15 protein-coding genes and 1 tRNA gene are annotated in these 19913 nt (G+C 41.3%); 11 read left to right on the forward strand and 5 right to left on the reverse strand.

Annotation, left to right across the window (positions count from 1 at the left end; genetic code table 11):
- Positions 1-2: 2 nt before the first annotated feature.
- The 3 genes from LV85_RS12430 (at position 3) to LV85_RS22475 (ending at position 835) form a co-directional block, all read left to right on the forward strand.
- Positions 3-76: transfer RNA gene (locus tag LV85_RS12430), tRNA-Ile, on the forward strand.
- A gap of 42 nt (positions 77-118) precedes the next feature.
- Positions 119-421, forward strand: coding sequence for a GIY-YIG nuclease family protein (locus LV85_RS22470; RefSeq protein WP_111319879.1), 303 nt, complete (start codon positions 119-121; stop codon positions 419-421).
- Positions 422-532: 111 nt separating this feature from the next.
- Positions 533-835 carry a GIY-YIG nuclease family protein gene (locus tag LV85_RS22475; protein ID WP_111319881.1) on the forward strand — a complete coding sequence of 101 codons (303 nt, stop codon included), beginning with the start codon at positions 533-535 and terminating at the stop codon, positions 833-835.
- Between the two features lie 184 nt (positions 836-1019).
- On the opposite strand, the gene LV85_RS12445 is transcribed toward LV85_RS22475, so the two are convergent.
- The 5 genes from LV85_RS12445 to LV85_RS12465 form a co-directional block, all read right to left on the reverse strand.
- Positions 1020-2483 carry a nucleoside hydrolase-like domain-containing protein gene (locus LV85_RS12445; protein WP_245942285.1) on the reverse strand — a complete coding sequence of 488 codons (1464 nt, stop codon included), beginning with the start codon at positions 2481-2483 and terminating at the stop codon, positions 1020-1022.
- 186 nt (positions 2484-2669) lie between these two features.
- Positions 2670-4058: a pectate lyase gene (locus LV85_RS12450; RefSeq protein WP_111319883.1), complete on the reverse strand. Its 1389-nt coding sequence runs from the start codon at positions 4056-4058 to the stop codon at positions 2670-2672.
- Positions 4059-4169: 111 nt separating this feature from the next.
- Positions 4170-6203: an aceric acid hydrolase gene (locus LV85_RS12455; protein ID WP_111320024.1), complete on the reverse strand. Its 2034-nt coding sequence runs from the start codon at positions 6201-6203 to the stop codon at positions 4170-4172.
- 90 nt (positions 6204-6293) lie between these two features.
- The gene (locus tag LV85_RS12460; protein ID WP_111319885.1) at positions 6294-7682 is read right to left on the reverse strand and encodes a pectate lyase family protein; all 1389 of its coding nucleotides are present in this window, start codon (positions 7680-7682) and stop codon (positions 6294-6296) included.
- Between the two features lie 45 nt (positions 7683-7727).
- Complete coding sequence (locus tag LV85_RS12465; RefSeq protein WP_111319887.1) at positions 7728-9023, reverse strand: nucleoside hydrolase-like domain-containing protein; 1296 nt, start codon at positions 9021-9023, stop codon at positions 7728-7730.
- A 323-nt stretch (positions 9024-9346) separates the two neighbouring features.
- Between LV85_RS12465 and LV85_RS12470 the strand changes: the two genes are divergently transcribed.
- The 8 genes from LV85_RS12470 (at position 9347) to LV85_RS12505 (ending at position 19912) form a co-directional block, all read left to right on the forward strand.
- The gene (locus tag LV85_RS12470) at positions 9347-12364 is read left to right on the forward strand and encodes a SusC/RagA family TonB-linked outer membrane protein (RefSeq protein ID WP_111319889.1); all 3018 of its coding nucleotides are present in this window, start codon (positions 9347-9349) and stop codon (positions 12362-12364) included.
- A 21-nt stretch (positions 12365-12385) separates the two neighbouring features.
- Positions 12386-14023 (forward strand): RagB/SusD family nutrient uptake outer membrane protein, encoded by a 1638-nt coding sequence (locus tag LV85_RS12475; protein ID WP_111319891.1) that lies wholly within the window; start codon positions 12386-12388, stop codon positions 14021-14023.
- A gap of 229 nt (positions 14024-14252) precedes the next feature.
- A complete protein-coding gene (locus LV85_RS12480; RefSeq protein ID WP_111319893.1) occupies positions 14253-15029 on the forward strand; it encodes a DeoR/GlpR family DNA-binding transcription regulator in 777 nt (258 codons plus the stop codon).
- A 28-nt stretch (positions 15030-15057) separates the two neighbouring features.
- Entirely contained in the window at positions 15058-16473 is a 1416-nt protein-coding gene (locus LV85_RS12485; protein WP_111319895.1) for an L-fucose/L-arabinose isomerase family protein, read from the forward strand.
- A gap of 47 nt (positions 16474-16520) precedes the next feature.
- Positions 16521-17345 carry a transketolase gene (locus LV85_RS12490; protein WP_111319897.1) on the forward strand — a complete coding sequence of 275 codons (825 nt, stop codon included), beginning with the start codon at positions 16521-16523 and terminating at the stop codon, positions 17343-17345.
- A 6-nt stretch (positions 17346-17351) separates the two neighbouring features.
- Positions 17352-18320: a transketolase family protein gene (locus tag LV85_RS12495; RefSeq protein ID WP_111319899.1), complete on the forward strand. Its 969-nt coding sequence runs from the start codon at positions 17352-17354 to the stop codon at positions 18318-18320.
- Positions 18321-18336: 16 nt separating this feature from the next.
- Positions 18337-19296, forward strand: coding sequence for a D-ribose ABC transporter substrate-binding protein (locus tag LV85_RS12500; protein WP_245942286.1), 960 nt, complete (start codon positions 18337-18339; stop codon positions 19294-19296).
- Complete coding sequence (locus LV85_RS12505) at positions 19265-19912, forward strand: DUF2291 domain-containing protein (RefSeq protein WP_158531180.1); 648 nt, start codon at positions 19265-19267, stop codon at positions 19910-19912. The genes LV85_RS12500 and LV85_RS12505 overlap by 32 nt, the downstream gene beginning before the upstream one ends.
- The last annotated feature ends 1 nt before the right edge of the window (position 19913 follow it).

Raw genomic sequence — 19913 nt, forward strand, 5'->3', positions numbered from 1 at the left:
TCGGGCCTATAGCTCATTTGGTTAGAGCAACTGACTCATAATCAGTAGGTGCTTGGTTCGATTCCAAGTGGGCCCACAAGCCATTCGTTAATTCGGATGGCTTTTTTTATTTCTAAGGGTGGAAAAATTTTTCGTCTATATCCTACATTCCAATTCTCTGAATCGGTTTTATACTGGACTGACTTCTTTATCGGTCCTAGAAAGATTAGAAAACCATATCGCCAAAAAGTACAGTAAATTCAACTTCACTCAAAAAGCGAATGATTGGATTCTTTTCCATTCAATTGAGTGTGAATCTTTATCTCAAGCAAGAATGATAGAACTTCATATCAAAAAAATGAAATCAAAAATCTACATCCAGAATTTGAAGATATATCCAGAGATTTCTACCAAACTACTAATAAAGTATAATGTCAACTGACTCCTCCGAATACTTTCGGAGCAGTAGGTCCCTGCACCGATAGCTATCGGCAGATTCCAAGTGGGCCCACAAGCCATTCGTTAATTCGGATGGCTTTTTTTATTTTTAAGGGTGGAAAAATTTTTCGTCTATATCCTACATTCCAATTCTCTGAATCGGTTTTATACTGGACTGACTTCTTTATCGGTCCTAGAAAGATTAGAAAACAATATCGCCAAAAAGTACAGTATATTCAACTTCACTCAAAAAGCGAATGATTGGATACTTTTCCATTCAATTGAGTGTGAATCTTTATCTCAAGCAAGAATGATAGAACTACATATCAAAAAAATGAAATCAAAAATCTACATCCAGAATTTGAAGATATACCCAGAGATTTCTACCAAACTAAAAATAAAGTATAAAGTCAACTGACTCCTCCGAATACTTTCGGAGCAGTGGATCCCTGCACCGATAGCTATCGGCAGATCCCAGGTGGGCCCACCAGCCATTCGTTAATTCGGATGGCTTTTTTTATTTTCAAGGGTGGAAAAATTTTTCGTCTATATCCTGCATTTCAATGGATTAACCTGAATATTCAGGCAGTAGCTTTTCAGCTTTATTCTACCTCTATAATAATACGTTTATATCTGGTAAGACGCGGAGTCCCATTGTCCGTGACAGCTAGGATAATATGCATAGTTCCTGTCCCTGGACGCATAACACGGCTAGTTTTAACTTTGAGCCAAGCTTTCTGGTGATCAAAACCACTGATATCGTGTTTTACACCTGAGTCTGAACTTGACATCCCTCGAGTGCCTGGCTCTTCGTAGCAAAACCACTCATAGGAAAGTAAATCCCCATCTGGGTCAGTGGTACCGACAGCACTAAGATCTACTCGTTCTCCTGGCTTGGCCTTGATAAAAGCCGGATGATCAAGCTTCACTACCGGTGGATGATTGGCCTGATCATACGTCTTAATGGTCCAATCCATTCTTGCTGCAAAATCATTTTGGTAAGCCTCGCGCCATCGCCAAATTGTAGCATGATTTGTAGTGTGCCACTCTCCGTCATTTCCCAATACTTCATCTTGTACATTGGTCCAGATAGGACGGGTTTCAGGTTCAAAGAACCACTTCTCAGTTTTCGGGGTGTAAAGTTCATAGCGACCTCCCCATCCGCCCCAATTGGGATGATCAGGATTATTCAAACCATTATTTATAAGATACAGGAAAGAAGGGGTATCACCTTCCATCATGTATTCCCAATGAGGATATACCTTTCCCAAAGGACCTTTGCGACGTATATTTTTTTCAAGCCATTCATTGGTCACCAATTGAAAGTCTGCTCCATCAAAACGGCCATGAAATTTATCTCCGCCAATAGCTATCCAAGTGGCATGGTGATAAGCACCACCTCCATTAGTACCTGGTGTAACGATATAAAAAAGCTCAGGAAACTCTTTACGTATCCATGGCCCACTATCATCCTGATCAGAGATGGCATAAACTCGGAGTTTAGAAACAAATTTGGCTACCTCATCCTCTGAGCGTGTAGATCGCACTTTATAGAGTGCTTGAGCCAATACACTTGGCCCACCCCAAACAGTCACCCAAACAGGTCGTGGATCCTCTCGGTCTACCACCTTTATCAGCTGTTCAGACCCAGGTGAATCTTTCCCTTGACCAACGCCTTCCATGCCTCCAACAGGAATCCCTTGTGAAATGCAAGCCTTTAAAGAATTAGCTGTGGGAAATCCTGGCTCGTGAAGCTCCAAATTATCCCTTACTTCACCATAGGCGTCTACAATCTGATGAATACGCTCAGGATTGACCTTGTCCTTCACTTCAGAAGCAACGAGACCTTCAATATCAAGTTGATTGGAATAGGTCATCAACCTAACCATTGACATCTGATCATCTGGATCTCCACCGATATCTGTTAGAACAAATAACCTTGGCTTTTCCTGAGCTGAAACTGGGTTTAATCCACTTCCAAGTAAAAAAAATACTGGAATAAGTTTTAAACTAATGCTCTTAAGAAGTAATGTCAACATTCGATTGACTCCCCATCTATCTCTCATAGTTGTATAGTTATTATATGTATATCCGCTTTTCTATCAGTAAAGAGGGAAAAGCAATCTAGAATATGTTCAAATTTATAATTTGACATTTCGGTCTTGTGTCTTCGGTCTTCCGACCAGATAAGCAAAGAATCTAAGGCAACTGGCTTTATTGCGGATAATCACAATTTATTAATAATCAATCCTTTATAAAATAGAGTTTAGATACTTTTCCAACATAGTATAACCGTCTTCCCCTATCTTATTCCCATCACTAGCCTTATTGGGATCAAGGCCATTTTGTTTTTCCCAATCATCTGGCATGCCATCATGGTCAGTATCCACCGGAGCAGGTCCCGTTTTCAACTCTGGCCAGCCCCCTACATCCTCCTGTGTGTCAATGATTCCGGTATTTTTGGATTTATCTGCGACTTTATGGTCCTTTTTGTAAGTCGCGCCTTCAAAAGTAGCGTAGCCATTTCTAACTTCTTCTATAATTCGAAGGTCTACTACGTCGCGTTTTGGAAAAATAGCTCCTGCATTTTCTAGGACAGAATCGAAGGCTTCCTCAGCAGGCTGTTCATTGATAGGCATAGATGGCCAAGGCTCATCCAGCTTTAAACCCTCAAGATACGCGCTACCATCTTGAGGTTGCACACCACCCAGCCAGTTATTCTCTGAGATCCAAACATTCCCTTCTAAAGTGTTGTCTGAGATGTACCATTTCCCATAGTCCTCGGCTTTATTACGTGACCAAGGCGAGGCAAGTCGATGGGAAATCTGACCAGGTTCTGTAGCAGGCCCTGCTTTATAATAGTTTCCCACCATGTTGATGTTGGTGAAATTGAATTTCTCATTTCCAACTTGGTTCACTTCAGCACCATAGGTAGACTCATATCCCCAATTGTACACCACATTATTTCGATAATCAATGTTCCCTCCTCCAGATGCAAAGCGTGGATTTCGGTTGGAATGGTTGGCGATTAAATTATGATGGTATGTGCTGTAATTAGAACCCCAAATCCCTCCAAATCCATGGTTGCCTTTTTGATGATTGGAGTTATAGAGACTCTCAGAAATCACAGACCATTGAACCGTTACATTTTTTCCATGGTAAATGGACATCGTTTCATCAATGCTCCAGCTCGCTGATATATGATCTAATATAAGATTGGTGGTATATCTGCTGGAAATAGCATCGGTTTCCCCTCCCGATTCATTCCCAAGTCGAACCCTGATGTATCTAATAATAACTTCATCTGCATCGATCATCAGAGGATAATCCCTTAGGGTAATTCCATCTCCAGGAGCCGTTTGACCAGCTATCGTGATAAAAGGGTTTTTGATTCTCAAATCCTTTTCTAATTTGATAGTACCAGATACCCTGAAAACAACAGTTCTTGGACCTTCTGCTTCTACAGCCGCACGAAGGCTTCCTTCTCCAGAGTCATTTAGATTGACTACTTCGTAAACTGTACCTCCACGTCCTCCGACAGTGTATTTCCCATATCCTTCAGCGGTTGGAAATGCTAATTGTTGGGCAAAACTGCTCAATGCAATTAATGCCAATGCGATACTTAAAATAGTTCTTTTCATAATTTAATAAGTTAAAAGTTTCTTCATTTCAACGGTAAAATTGAGCAGCAAATCCGCGCATAGAGAATGAATTCACCCTATTACCCCAAAGAATTGTATCTCTAGATTATTTTACTTTATCAGAGGAATCCAGACAGACATTTCAGACTCCCCTCTATTCCCCCAAGAAAAATAGGGTACCAGTCTGATCTCAAACTCTTTAAGTTCAGTCTCGGAGTTAATAGGCCGGTAAAGCTCAGCCTCCCAGCTTTTTTCAGTCTCAAGCAGAGCTTTACCATCCAAAAATGCGATTTGGGCTCCATCGATGTCTTCCTTCACAGGAGTGAATAGTATATCTGAAGGGATTTTCACATCAAAAATCCTAGCGCCTTTAATATCAGGCGATTCGATACAATAAACTATAGGACCTCTCATAACAGCTACCTGATTCCTTGTCTCCTCTACCAATGGATTTGCTTCCATCAATCGCACAGGCATAGGAAGGTATAGTTCGATCACATCCCCTTTTTTCCAGTTTCTGCTTAGGCTCGCGTATGTTCCTGAAACGGCGTTGATTTCTATTTTTTCACCATTTACCTTAATTTCAGCATTTTCTGACCAAGCAGGGATTCGCATATCAATAGCAAATGGATTACCTGAAGATTTTTTAATTTCTAACTTAATCGAACCATCCCAGGGATAATCAGTCTCCTGATTCACTTCCAAATCAGTACCATCCAGCAATTTTGTCTTTAAACTATTGCTACCATACATATTCACTATAAGTCCCTTTTTGGACAATGCATAAGCATAATTCTGGGATTCTGCCACCGTCCTCACCACATTAGGAGGACAACAGTTTGACTTGGAAATATAGGGTTCCCTCTCCTTTGACCAGCGGAATTCAAAAGGCAAGTCATCGTCCACTCGAAGAGGATTGGTATAGTTAAAATTCGTACCACCTAGATCAGTTCCTGATAAGACGCTGTTGAACAAACTGAGCTCTAAGACATCTGCAAATCGACTGTCTCCAGTCACCAACAGCATCCTGTGGTTCCAAAGGACATTTCCAATATTGGCACAGGTTTCATTGTAAGCTGCAATATTCGGGAGCTGATAGGCTTGTCCATAGGCTTGATGCACCTGCTGAATGATCGGCTGATTGTAGGTGGTACCATTTGGCGAAACTCCATCGTATAAAGCTCCCGTTGCACCGGTGATATATAGCTTTTTACTCACCACATCTTGCCAGATACTTTCCAAAGCCATCATCAATGAATCCTCACCAGTCTCAGCATACAAATCCGCAACTCCTGCATATAAATAATTAGCACGTACCGCATGACCTACCGCATCGCGTTGTTGCCTGAATGGAATTCGGTCCTGATTATGGTCTGTACCATCAGCAATCATTCCTCGAATATCAATCATCTTCTCTGCCAGATCTAGGTAGCGCTGGTCTCGTGTGGTTCGATACATTTCAACCACTCCCATATAGTGAGAGGGACAGATGGCATTTTGAGCTTGCTCGGCAGAAGCATTTTCATGATATTCTACAAGAAAATCTGTCGCTTTTATCGCTATATCCAGAAAGTTAGTCTGACCAGTAGTCCGGTAATGCAAACTGGCAGCTGTCATCAGATGCCCCATATTGTAGGTCTCGAAATTCATCCTATCCTCAAACTCTACAGCATCTTCAGGATTGGTTCTTTGCTTAATCAACGTCGAGGTATGGAGATAGCCATCGCTTCGCTGAGCAGCAGCTATTACCGGAATAATACGCTCCAATTCCTCATAATACTTGGAATCACCCGTGGTGGCATAAACTGACACGAGCGCTTCCAGAGTTTTATAAAAATCCCCATCATGAAAAGGGGCTCCGCGGTATCTTCCTTCTTTGAGTCCAGCAGCTATTTCAAAATTGAGAAAGGCATGGCTCAAGGTGTCATTTTCATAGACATGAAGCATATTCATAGCCATGGTATCCCGGCTGACTTCCGCCCATCTCCCCCAAAATCCTCCCGTCCAGTGAACGGCATCCATATCTACTGAAACCTGCTGGGCAAAAGGGCTTTTTGAGGTATTCACCATACTTTTTTCCTGTGCATATACCTGCACGGAATTCATCAGCAGGAGGCAGCTGATAATTCCTAAATAGCTTTTCATTGGTAGTTTTTGGGTCATTGTTTCCTTGAGATTCAGATTCCTTGTGTTAGAAAGTCTGGTTATTTATATTAATCCAGATGATCTAAAGATTTACCTAATGGAATTCAGATAAATTTCCAACATGGTGTATCCTCCCTTGATCAAGTTTCGATCTGTAGCGTCAGCAGGATTCAATCCATTTGATTTTTCCCACTCGTCAGGCATACCATCGTGGTCAGCGTCTTTAGGGGCAGGTAAACTCTTCAATTCTGGCCAGCCACCCACATCGTTTTGAGAGTCTATAATTCCTGATTTTTTTGAGGTATCAGTCAATGTGATCCGCTTTCTATAAGTTCCGCCTTCATAGGTTGTAAACCCTCCTTTTGTCTCATTGACAATCCGGGTATCCACCGCATCCCGCTTAGGCAAGGTAGCCCCAGCATTTGCAAGTACTAAGTCGAATGCTTCTTCAGCGGACTGCTGATTGATAGGCATTGATTTCCAAGGTTTTTCAAGTCTGACATATTGAATATTTGATTTACCACCTTGAGGCTGCACCCCACCATCCCAATTGTCAGCCGTGACGCGATCACTCCCAATCATCACATTATCAGCAATATACCATTTACCAAAATCACTGACATCCTTACGCATGGATGGATTTGCCAACCTGTGTGAATTATCACCCGCCTGTGTCGCAGGCCCAGGCTTATAGTAGTTGGCGACCATATTGATGGTCGAAAAGGTAAATCGAGGATCCGTACCTTGTTTGTTTTCTCCACCATAGGTGCTGTTATACCCCCAGTTATAAACCACATTATTTCTATAATCAGTATATCCAGAACCTGAAGCCATTCTAGGATTTCGACTTCCATGATGCGCTAGCAAGTTATGGTGATAGCTCCCAAAGTTCGAGCCCCATATACCGCCGAAGCCATGCGCTCCTTTTACATGATTAGAGTCGTGCATGCTTTCGGAAATAATACTCCACTGTACCGTAATACTATCATTATGATAAATTGACATGGTTTCATCAACACTCCAGCTGGCCGAAATATGATCGAAAATAAGGTGCTTATTATATCTGCTGGAAACCGCATCAGTGTCATCACCTGATTCATTTCCCAGTCTAACTCTCAAATACCTTACAATCACATGATCTGCTTCGATTACCAGTGGATTTTTTTTGATGCAAATACCATCTCCGGGAGCTGTTTGACCAGCTATGGTGATATATGGATTCTTGATCCGTAGAGCACTTTCGAGTTCTATAGTTCCTGATACCCGAAATACAACAGTTCGAGGTTCCGATGCTTCCACAGCAGCTCGCAAGCTTCCCTCTCCACTATCATTTAGATTGGTAACTTCATACACTGCTCCTCCACGACCGCCTTTTGAGAACTTCCCATATCCTTCAGCTGTGGGGAATGCTAATTGTTGAGAAAATGCCGAAGTGATAGCAATAATGCTTATCACTACGACTAAATTGATTCTTTTCATAAAGAGGGGCTTATTGTTATTTCTTTGAATTTGAGTTAGGCACAATTACTTTTCAAGCCATTTCCATCTATCTGCCCAATCCAATAAAAACTCTTTCCTATGTTTTGAGATGGTTTTAGCTCCCTGTTGATCCTTTATAAAGAGAGCCGGATCTACCTTGTCACTATACCAATTACTTCCTAGCTGATAATCATCGGGCGAAGCCTTTCCTGGCCAAGGATCCGTACTTACATAACCGCCTTGCAAGCCATCTAATTCAGCAATTGCACTTCGGGTTTTGTAGGTTCCTTTTTCTGGTTTTTTGGAGCTATACTTTACACCATACATACCTTCCCCTAAGTAATAGCCTGGCCAGATTTGATTTTGTACTTCCAGTTCAAATACAATCGAATCTTCTGAAACACTCAATTCTGGGCCAGTAAATCTCCATTCGATAGTGCCATAAGCAGCTACTGTATCCTCCAAAGTACTTCCGTCTATAAAAATATTTCGTGAGCTGTGATCGATTTTCTCAAAACTACCTCCCCAACTTTCACCCATGGGATCATTTGGATCGCCGCTCATCAGGTAGGCTAGTGAGGGAGTATCCCCCATTTTAATCCTACCATCATAATACTTGATGAAATCCTTGCCCATAGCACCTCTGCCTTGGATGTAGTTGTCATAATAAGCATCACCTTTCACGTCTTTTGGAGAATCTTCATCCATAAACCAACCTCTATAAGTTGCATTTGCCTCAATCATCCACAAATCCGGATGATGCTCAGCGATATAAGAATAGGCATTGATGCTCCATTTTTTATTGGGCCCTCCTATCCAATAGACTCGAATATTGTCTTTAATCTCCGGCGCATCGTGGAGTGCCTGAGCGACATCCTCGATGCCTCCCCAGACAAGGACCCAAAGTGGTTGATCACTATCTTTTTTCGCGCATTGAATAATCCATTCTGATCCTTCTGTAGCTGTGGTAAATCCTTTGAAAGGTGCCGCATCTTTCTCGCCTTGCTTGGTAATATCCCGAAGTGATTTTGGGGAAGGCAGTTCTGGAGCTTGTTTTAGTAGTTGCTTATAATCCTTTTCGTATAGGTCAATAATATCCAAAAAGTCCTGTTTACTCCCATCACCGAAAGGAGAAGAAACTAATCCTTCGATTTCGAATTGGTCAGAGTACATCAATAAATGTATCATTGACTGAAAGTCATCTGGATCTGTCCCTCCTATATCTGAGCTAATCAGTACCCGAGGCTTAATTGCCTTGTTATCAGCTGCACCGCAGCTTAGAAAGGAACCAATTACTAGGTATCCTATCAAACTCAATCCAAAAACCCAAGTACTTTTCATATTGTATAACCTTCTTTTTAAGAACCTCATCAATATATCACAAACATTTATCAATCAATGATATATCGTCCACATTCAGATTCAACTCTAGACTTGCAGCCCATCAAATGTATCAAAAAGAAAGTAAACGAAAAATAAAAAACAAATAATCGTAAATATTTTAGGCTAAATAGTTTGTTTATTTGTGCAAATTCATACTTTTATCCTACAAACCACTTGTTAATCCTTACTTTTAGCTTCTTTTGATTTCTTTTTATTAGGAAAAAGTAAACTATAAGTTCTACAAGTGTATTGAATCAACTTATTAACAAAACCCAGCTAACATGAAGAAAATTTCACACACTAAAACAAAGCCTCCGCGGGAACAAGCCAAATTATGGAGGTTTCTCTGGCTCTCCACCTTTTGTTTTGCCCTTATCAATTTCGAGATTTTGGCACAGAACACTCAGGTAATTGGAATTGTAAATGCCACAGATTATGACGGAGCCCTTCCTGGGGCGACTATTTTGGTCAAAGGGACTAACACCGGGACTATTACCAATATAGATGGTAAATATTCCATCTTTGTCCCAAGTGGAGCCATTTTAGTATTCAGCTCTATAGGTTACATCACACAAGAAATAGAAGTAGGAAACCAGACAACCATCAATGTCATGCTAGAACCTGACGTGACTAACATGGAAGAAGTGGTAGTGATCGGTTATGGTACGGTGAAGAAAAGAGATCTAACAGGTGCGGTCACCTCTCTTAAAAATGAAGATATCGTACAAGTCCCTGCCCAAAACCCACTGGAGTCTATTCAAGGTAAGGTAGCAGGGGTGGACATCACCAGAGGTAGCGGTTCATCTTCATCAGGTATTAATATCCGAATCAGAGGAAATAGATCTATTGGGGCGAGCAACAACCCATTATTTATAGTAGACGGAGTGCAGACTGGAAATATTGACAATATCAATCCAAATGATATTGAATCCATGGAATTTTTAAAGGACGCTTCTTCAACAGCAATCTATGGATGGCAAGGCGCAAATGGAATAGTTATTATTTCTACCAAAAAGGGTGCAGTAGGCAAGCCAAAAGTAACATTCAATTCTTACTATGGAATTTCCGAAGTCTCTAGATATCCATCAGTAATGAATGGAGATGAATATGTGGCTATCAAAAGAGAAGCAAATAGAACTACCGGAAAATGGAATTCTGTTTCCGACGACCCCCTAATTTTTAACACCCAAGAACTGGATGCCATTGCAAATGGTGATTGGATCGATTACCAGGATCTTCTATTCAGAAATGGTACTCAACAAAATTATAATATTGGTGTAAATGCAGGCAGCGACAAAACCAAAGTTTACACTTCAGTGGATTACTTTGGTGAAACTGGTATTTTAAAATTTGACGATGTTAAGCGCTATACCTTAAGGGCAAATGTTGATCATACATTCAATAGTTGGATCAAAGCAGGACTGCAATCTCAAATTGCTAATAGAGATGAAAGCTATCGCAGAGATCCGCTAAATATGGCGAATAAAATCATCCCTTTAGGAACAGTTTATGATGAAAATGGAGACTTTATAGTGTATCCCCTAGGCGGATCTTCAATAAGCCCATTAGCTGATGAGCAACCAGATATTTTTTCTAATACAGGCAAAATCACCAATGTGATAGCCAATGTCTATTTAGACCTGAAGCCTTTCAATGGATTTAGTTTCCGATCTAATTTCGGGACAAACATCAGTAACTCTAGAGTTGGCCTTTTTGAAGCATCTAATTCTATCAGTAGAAACGGAGGAACCAGCAGAGCGCAATACACCGCTTCGAACGGCCGCTTTTTCAATTGGGACAATGTGATCAATTATCAAAAAGAGATAAAAGATCACTCTTTTACTATAACAGCTTTGAGTAGTTATGTTCAAAATGAAGGAGACGATGTACTAGCTCAAGGCGAAAATCAATTACTCCCAGGTCAATTGTTTTATGGCCTTGGGAATGCCCCGGATAATATTGCTATCAACAGTGGGTATGCCAAATGGAACGTCTTGTCCTTTGCTGCAAGATTAAATTACAGCTTCAAAGGAAAATACCTTATCACCTTGACTGACAGAGCTGATGGAGCATCAAGATTGTCTGCAGGCAACAAATGGGCGTTTTTCCCTTCTGCAGCTTTTGCTTGGAGAGTAGTAGATGAAGGATTCATGCAAAACCTAGAAAGCATCAGTGAATTAAAGCTTCGTGCAAGCTATGGTGTGGCAGGAAATTCGGGCATACAACCATATGGAACACAGAGCTCATTGACTAGAATGCCAATGGCCTTTGGTGAGTCAAGTTTCCAAGGATTCACCTTTTCACCTCTATTAGGCAATCCAGATGCAGGATGGGAGCTATCTGCTACCACCAATTTCGGGATTGACTTAGGGCTTTGGAAAAACAGACTTAGCGCTACCATAGACATTTATAACACCCAAACTTCAGATTTACTTCTTCCTCGTGGTTTACCCCCTACCACAGGAGTGCAGCAAGTGTTTCAAAACATCGGTAAAACAAGAAACCATGGAATTGAATTAGGGATAAACACGGTGAATATAGAAAAAGCCGATTTCACTTGGGAGAGCACGCTGACTTTTACCAGAAATAGAGAAGAAATCGTATCTCTGGTAACCGATGGAGTGGATGACATAGGAAATGGATGGTTTGTAGGACAGCCTATTTCAGTATTTTATGACTATGAAAAACTTGGTATTTGGCAGACATCTGAAGCAGATGAAGCCCAATCCTACGGTCAAGTACCCGGAGACATTAAAGTAAAAGATCAAAATGGGGACAATAAAATAGATGCTGTTAATGATAGAATCGTCCTTGCTGGAAATAATAGACCTGATTGGTTTGGTGGTTTAAATAATAAGCTAACCTATAAAGCATTCGATTTCAGTGTGTATTTCTTTGCAAGATGGGGACAAACTATCAACCCAAATTTTCTCAGCAGGTATGACAGACAATCCAATCTAAGCAATAGCTCAAAGGCCATTGATTACTGGACCCCAGAAAATCCAACAAATGAATACCCTAGACCAAATGCAGGAGTATCAGGTTCATCAACACTCTATTGGAGTACAATAGGCTATGTAGATGGATCTTACATTAGGCTCAGAAACATTTCCTTAGGTTATACTTTGCCTGTAAAGGATAACTCATTCCTAAGCAATATGAGGATCTACTTCACCGGCACCAATTTGCTAACCTGGACTAAGAGTTCCAAACTAGATGAGTATGATCCCGAAAGAGGTGGCGGAGAAAGCTTCCCTATGTTAAAAAACTATGTTTTCGGAATTAACCTTGGTTTTTAACCCATTCAAAAGCTCTTAACAATGAAAAATACATCACTAATTACACTACTCATTTTATCGATGGCTATGCTCAGCACTTCTTGTGATGACATGCTCGATGAGTACAACCCAAGTGGATTAACTGCTGAGGCAGTTTACACTACACCTGAAGGCTTCGAATCACTAGTAAATGCCGCTTACTCTTATCAGAGATGGTGGTATGGCAAAGAGGAAGCTTATAATATGACAGAAATGGGAACAGATATTTGGATGAGTGCGGCTGGCGATGTTTGGCCGGATTTGACCACCTATACCAACCTGCAAGGCACCAATGCTCCAATTACAACACTTTGGACTCAACTTTATGCTGCAATCAACCTTACGAATGCAGGCATCAATAGAATCTCGGATGCTGGATTGACTCCAGCCTTACGAGTTCAAAGAGAAGCAGAACTCAGGTTCTTAAGAGCATTTTATTACTATCACATTGTAGAAACTTGGGGTGGAGTGCACTTCACCTTGGAAGAATCTCAAGGTATCATTACCACGGCCAACAAAACACCTGTGGACACATTTTACGCTCAAATTCTTGAAGACTTGGATTTTGCAGTGGCTAATCTCTCTCCTACTACTCCAGACTACGGAAGAGTTACCAAACCTGCAGCTATGTCTTTCTTAGCACGCATCTACTTAACACGCAAAATGTATAGCGAAGCAAGTGCTATGGCCGAATCAGTGATCAATGGCGGGTTTGGGTTTGAACTGGTGTCTAATTACGCAGACCTGTGGGACATGGGTAATAACCATAATAGCGAAATTGTCTATGCTGTTAATTACGCAGAAAACTTAACGCTAAATGATCTACGGAACACCTCTACCAATCCACTGGGTCATGGTCGAGGCAGTAACAACGGCCACTTGCACTTCTTGATGAAGTATGACAATCTACCAGGACTGACAAGAGCAATTGAGTATGGAAGACCATTTAATAGATATATGCCAACTCGCTCATTATTAGATTTGTATAGTGAATCAGATGCTAGATATGAAGGGTCATTTATGGAAGTATGGTATGCCAATTCCACTAACCTTCCTGATGGAATGAATATGGGAGACACGGCAGTAGTAGCCACTAGAAGTACTTTCTCAGGTAGCCAAGGTCATATTTACCAGGTATATAATAGAAATGATATATACAATGAAAATGGAACTGTGCGGGACAACCTTCGCTATCCTACTCTAACAAAACACATGGATAATACTAGATCTAGTGCAAATGAAGCACAAAGCTCAAGAGATGCCTATGTAATCCGCTTTGCGGAATTGTATTTAATTGCTGCAGAAGCTCAGATGTATCAAGGTAACCTTCAAGCAGCCGCTGATCATATCAATGTAATTAGAGAAAGAGCTGCTAAACCAGGTCAAGAAGACGCCATGAAAATCACTTCGGATCAAGTTACGCTTGATTTCATCTTAGATGAGCGTGCAAGAGAATTTGCAGGTGAGCAATTGAGATGGTTTGACCTGAAAAGAACAAACAAACTAGTAGATAGAGTGCCTGCCTTGAACCCAGATGTGAAATCTGTAGACCAACATCATATGATTCGTCCTATTCCGCAATCACAATTGGATGCTGTCACAAACCGGTCCGAGTTCACTCAAAATCCAGGATATCAATAATTATTGGCCTATAGGGTTAGAAGGGAGGGCTGTGTTAAATTTTACAGAATACCCTCCCCTCTTTTAATTCAAAAATTTCAACTACCCCAACTCAATAAATCCAGAATAATTGGCTCAATCAATTTAGAATAATTATAGGTTAGTAGGGATTTAGCGAAAGCAAACAAAAACAAAAGCATAAGTATTCGAAATAAGTTACTTTTGTTTTTAATCAAGAAACAAAAAATCTATGCTCCCCAAACAAAGAAAAGAAAAAATACTTGAGCTATTAAAAGAAGATGGTTCAGCTAAGGTGAATGATTTGGCACGCATCTTCAAAGTAACAGAAGTCACGATTCGACAAGACTTAGAAAAACTGGAAAAAAATGGTTTAGTAATAAGGGAACATGGCGGAGTACATTTAAAAGATGTCGAAGATAAGGTCCGAAACTTCTCATTGGTACACCAAGAGAACCTCAAAGAAAAAGAAATCATTGCAGAAAAATGCCTTGAATTCATCCAACCCGGTGACACCATCATTCTAGATTCTGGATCTACCACTACAGAGATCGCCAAAAAGATTGTAAACATCAAAGGGCTCACAGTTATCACCAACGCTCTGAATATTGCACTTATGCTAGGCGCTAATCCCAATATTGACATCATCATGACAGGGGGAGAATTCAAAGCACCTACGCTTTCATTGACAGGACAGAAGGCTGCGGATTTCTTCAAAGGTCTAAACGTCCAAAAACTCTTTCTTGCAACAGCCGGGATTTCTTTAAAATCAGGACTTACCTATCCTAGTCTTAGTGATCTGGTTGTGAAAAAAGCAATGATTGATGCAGCAGACACCACCTACTTGGTAGCAGACTCTTCCAAAATAGGCAAAAGTGCCTTTGCTAGCTTGGGTGCTCTGTCTTTGATAGATTATATCATCACAGATGAGGGGGTAGAAAACAAACATAAGGAAGTCTTTAAGGAACACGATATCCAATTGATCATCGCAGAAGACACAACTAAATAAAACGCAGAAAACAGCTATAGCACAAGGAATGAAAAAGCAAAACATAACTTTAGGGATAATCATCGGAAACAGAGATTTTTTTCCGGACAAACTGGTATCAGAAGCACGGATAGAAGTTCTTAAAATGCTGGGTGAACAGGGAATTAGAGCCATTATTCTGGATGAGACAGCCACTAAATTGGGTGGAGTAGAAACCTATACCGATGCAAGAAAATGTGCAGACCTATTCAAGAAACATAAAGATGATATAGCTGGAGTTTTGGTCGTCCTTCCAAATTTCGGAGATGAAAGAGGCATAGCTGACACGCTCCACCTAGCCGACCTGAAAGTACCTGTACTGATACAAGGCTACCCTGATGAACTCAATAAGCTTAATGTAGCAAATCGCCGAGATTCTTGGTGTGGCAAGATTTCCGTTTGTAACAACCTCTATCAATACGGCATCAAATACTCAATCACTACCAAACACGTAGTCCACCCTACAGACCCTTCGTTTTTGGCAGATCTAAAGCAATTTTTGGGTGTATGCCGTGTAGTGAAAGGAATGAAAAATGTGCGTATCGGTGCAATTGGAGCAAGACCAACTGCCTTTAATACCGTACGATACAGCGAAAAAATCCTGCAAAAAAATGGCATCTCTGTAGTTACCTGCGACCTGTCTGAGATCCTAGGATATGCAAATAAATTGGACAAATCTGATCAGCGCGTAAAGGACCATTTGGAGAAAATCCACAACTACGCGTCCACAGGAAAAACTCCTAGCGAGTCTCTGATCCAAATGGCCAAGCTTGATGTAGTATTGAATGATTTCATGACCGAAAATCAACTTGATGCAAATGCCATTCAGTGTTGGACTTCTTTGCAGCAAAATTTTGGATGTAATGTCTGCACCAGCTCCAGCATGTTCAGCGAGGGAATGATCCCTAGCGCCTGCGAAGTGGATGTCACAGGAACGCTCAGTATGTATGCCATGCAATTGGCTTCAGGCTCCCCGAGTGCATTAGTGGATTGGAACAATAACTACGCTGATGATGATGAAAAATGTGTGCTTTTCCACTGTGGAAACTGGGCAAAATCATTTCTGCCAGACATTGAAATCAGCAATGCTCCCATCCTAGGAACAACTGTGGGAGTAGAAAACACCTACGGAGCTTTGGATGGACGTACTCCTGCTTCCCCATTGACTTTCGGTAGAATCAGCACGGACGATACCCGAGGAATCATGAAAGCCTATGTCGGAGATGGTCAATTGACGGATGATGAATTGAAAACATTCGGAAACCGAGCAGTAGCCAAAATCCCTAATCTTCAAGGTTTGATGAAACACATCTGCAAAAATGGCTTTGAGCATCATGTAGTTATGAATGCATCACATACATCCGAAGCACTTAAGGAAGCATTTGAAAATTACATGGGATGGGAAGTTTACCATCACGAAGGATAAAACACATTAGATCAACTAACCTAATTGTTGAAAAAAATCACTTAAAGATGACAGATAAAGAATTGAAACTGAAGTCTGTATTTCTGAGAAAAAACCTTCTCAAATACATTTATAAAGCAAAGGCGGGACATACGGGAGGAAGCCTTTCATGTGTGGACATTCTCAATGTACTCTATAACAGAGTGCTTAATGTAGATCCAAGCAATTTCAAAAACCCTAACCGTGATCGCTATATCCAAAGTAAAGGACATTGTGTAGAAGCCCTTTTTGTGACCTTGTCGGATCGCGGTTTTTTTCCAGAATCTGATCTGGAAACTCTATGTCAATACCAATCCCACTACATCGGGCATCCCACCAAAAAGGTGAATGGTGTAGAGCAAAATACCGGTGCACTGGGACATGGTCTTCCTATCTGCGTGGGAGAAGCTATTGCAGCGAAACTGGATAAAAAAGAGCATAGAATATTTACGCTTCTAGGAGATGGGGAATTGCCTGAAGGCTCAAACTGGGAAGCATTTCTATCCGCTTCTCATTACAAGCTGGATAATTTATATGCCATTCTGGACAACAACAAGCAGCAAATTACTGGGTCCAATCAAGAAGTAATGAACACAGATTCCCTACGGGATAAATTGGAAGCTTTTGGCTGGTCGGTCCGGGAAGTAGATGGACATAATCTCGCCGATCTGGATGAGGCTTTGAATAATGGGCCTTTCGAAGCTGGTAAGCCCAATTTTATAATTGCCCATACCATTAAAGGTAAAGGAATCAGCTACATGGAACGTGTACTAAAATGGCACCATGGTGTACCAAGCCCAGAGCAGTACGACTTGGCATTATCAGAATTAGACGCGACTGAAGCATTAATCTAGCAAATCATGGAATTAGATAAAATCGTAGAGAAAGACCTGAAAATGGGAAGCGCAAATCAGGAGATTTTCGCTAAAACTTTGGAATCATTGGCTGCCACAGATAAATCGATCATCGTGGTGACAAGTGACTCTCGAGGTTCAGGAAAACTTGTACCCTTCGGTCAAAAATTCCCGGAGCAGATTGTAGAAGTTGGGATAGCAGAACAAAATCTCGTTGGAGTAGCCGCGGGCTTAGCATCTGCAGGAAAGAAATCATTTGCCATTTCTCCGGCTTGCTTTCTTACTGCACGGGCTTTGGAACAGATCAAAAACGACGTAGCCTATTCCGACAACCCAGTCAAACTGGTAGGAATCAGTGCTGGAGTAAGTTACGGGGCACTTGGAACTACTCACCATAGTCTTCATGACTTTGCCGTGCTTCGAGCGATCAATAATATGATCATTGTCGCACCGGCAGACAATTTCGAAACTGAACAAGCTGTGCTATTGGCAGCGAAGCTAGAGCAACCGATTTATCTCCGATTTGGTAAAAAACCCATGCCTTTTCTATCTGAAGAAAACCAAGAGTTTGAATTTGGAAAAGGAAGAATAATAAGGAAAGGAAATAATCTCACCATCATCGCAAACGGTGAGACGGTCTATCCTGCTTGGCAGGCTGCAAAAGCTTTAGAAGAAAAGCATGGAGTCTCTGCCAAAGTAATAAGTATGCATACGATCAAACCACTTGACACAGCACTATTGGATGAATTGGCTGCTGAAGGCAAACCGATTATCACGGTGGAAGAGCAGATGGTAAACGGAGGTTTGGGCGAAGCCTGCGCTTCCTACCTTTTCCAAAAAGGAGCCAGAAACCGATTCCATATCATCGGAATACCAGATGAATACACCGTAACAGGTTCACAGGGAGAAATCTTCAATCACTACGGCATATCCCGAGATGGTATTTTGGCGCAGGCCGAAACACTTCTGAAATAACAACAACCCACCCAAAATGACCTATTTCAAACCCATAAAAATTCTATGCCTGCTCCTCTTCACCGCTATATTATTCAGCTGCCAAAAGCAGAAGTCTGAAAAGCAGGGTCAGCCTAAAAAAGTGGCCGTAATCGTATCCTCACTCAATAACCCATGGTTTGTAGTGCTGGCAGAGACTGCTGCCAACCATGCCATAGAGCTAGGATTTGAGGCTACTATTTTTGATTCCCAAAATAATACCGCACTGGAGACAGATCACTTTGAAAATGCCATCTCTTCAGGCTACGACGCTATACTTTTCAATCCCACAGATGCGGATGGCTCGATCGCAAATGTGAGGATAGCCAAAAAGGCTGAAATCCCTGTATTCTGCATGGATCGTGAGATCAACGCTACGGACGCAGCAACCAGTCAAATCCTCTCAGACAGCTATGCGGGATGCGTAGCTATAGGCAAATACTTCGTGGAGAAGCTGAATAAAAGTGGAAAGTATGTAGAAATCTTAGGCTTGGTCGGAGACAATAATACCTGGAGTCGCTCCAAAGGGTTTCACTCTGTAGTCGATAACTATCCTGAGCTGCAGATGGTCGCTCAGCAAAATGCTGACTTTGACAGAAACAAAGCCATGGAAGTAATGGAATCTATTTTACAGGTACATCCAGATATCAAGGGAGTCTTTTGTGGCAATGACGGCATGGCCATGGGAGCTTACCAGGCTTTGGTGGCTGCAGGAAAAGCAGAGCAAGTCATGGTTTTTGGCTTTGACGGAGCAAGCGATGTGATCACCTCCATCGAGCAGAAAAAAATCCTAGCTACCGGAATGCAATTCCCAAAGCTAATCGCTAGAACAGCCGCCAACTACGCATTGGAGTACTTCAATGGCAAACGGGATTTCGCACAAAAAGTCCCTGTGACTGTAGAAATGGTCAATCAAGAAAATGTACATGATTACGAAGCCTACGGAAGTGATGAATAATAAAGCTATAAAATATGGCATTGGAGTAGTTGCATTAGCTCTTGTGGGTTACAATTCAATCTATATCCAGCCCCTAGACCAAAAACTGGCAGAAAATCAGCAAACGGTTTTCAATGCGAAGGCCTATGTGGATGGCATCTGGAATCAGGATCTCGCAAAGGCTTACCAAGATTGCACTGATATTTTGCAACTAATAGACAGTTTCAATCAGGACGTTAACAGCACATTTGAGAAAAATAGTCATGCCTTAGGTATTGGCAATATTGGCTATTTCCGCGTGAAAGGAGAAGGCATAGTCATCGCTGTAAATGAAAACAATGTGCTGCTTCAAGTAGGCAGTTCTAGAATAGAAATTGAAACGGAATTCATTTTTGGAAATGCCCTCCGTGATGCTTCAGGATTGGTCAAAATCAACGATTACGAAGACACTGCGGATTTCAACAGCATCTCTGAGGCAATGAATGACAGGATTCGCCAAGAAGTAATACCAAGCTTTAGATCCAAAGTGAAAGAGGGAGATTCAGTGAAGTTTGAAGGAGCTATAGAACTCAACAAAGTTCATTTGAATCTAGATCAACTTGAGGTTATTCCATTTACTCTCCAAATCTCCTCATAGC

The sequence above is a fragment of the Algoriphagus chordae genome (assembly GCF_003254055.1).
In the GTDB taxonomy this organism is placed as follows: Bacteria; Bacteroidota; Bacteroidia; order Cytophagales; family Cyclobacteriaceae; genus Algoriphagus; species Algoriphagus chordae.

Excerpts from the sequence above, each read along its gene's own strand:
- LV85_RS12445 (WP_245942285.1), bottom strand. The coding sequence starts at position 2,483 with ATGAGAGATAGATGGGGAGTCAATCGAATGTTGACATTACTTCTTAAG.
- LV85_RS12450 (WP_111319883.1), bottom strand. The coding sequence starts at position 4,058 with ATGAAAAGAACTATTTTAAGTATCGCATTGGCATTAATTGCATTGAGC.
- LV85_RS12455 (WP_111320024.1), bottom strand. The coding sequence starts at position 6,203 with ATGAAAAGCTATTTAGGAATTATCAGCTGCCTCCTGCTGATGAATTCC.
- LV85_RS12460 (WP_111319885.1), bottom strand. The coding sequence starts at position 7,682 with ATGAAAAGAATCAATTTAGTCGTAGTGATAAGCATTATTGCTATCACT.
- LV85_RS12465 (WP_111319887.1), bottom strand. The coding sequence starts at position 9,023 with ATGAAAAGTACTTGGGTTTTTGGATTGAGTTTGATAGGATACCTAGTA.
- LV85_RS12470 (WP_111319889.1), top strand. The coding sequence starts at position 9,347 with ATGAAGAAAATTTCACACACTAAAACAAAGCCTCCGCGGGAACAAGCC.
- LV85_RS12475 (WP_111319891.1), top strand. The coding sequence starts at position 12,386 with ATGAAAAATACATCACTAATTACACTACTCATTTTATCGATGGCTATG.
- LV85_RS12480 (WP_111319893.1), top strand. The coding sequence starts at position 14,253 with ATGCTCCCCAAACAAAGAAAAGAAAAAATACTTGAGCTATTAAAAGAA.
- LV85_RS12485 (WP_111319895.1), top strand. The coding sequence starts at position 15,058 with ATGAAAAAGCAAAACATAACTTTAGGGATAATCATCGGAAACAGAGAT.
- LV85_RS12490 (WP_111319897.1), top strand. The coding sequence starts at position 16,521 with ATGACAGATAAAGAATTGAAACTGAAGTCTGTATTTCTGAGAAAAAAC.
- LV85_RS12495 (WP_111319899.1), top strand. The coding sequence starts at position 17,352 with ATGGAATTAGATAAAATCGTAGAGAAAGACCTGAAAATGGGAAGCGCA.
- LV85_RS12500 (WP_245942286.1), top strand. The coding sequence starts at position 18,337 with ATGACCTATTTCAAACCCATAAAAATTCTATGCCTGCTCCTCTTCACC.
- LV85_RS12505 (WP_158531180.1), top strand. The coding sequence starts at position 19,265 with ATGATTACGAAGCCTACGGAAGTGATGAATAATAAAGCTATAAAATAT.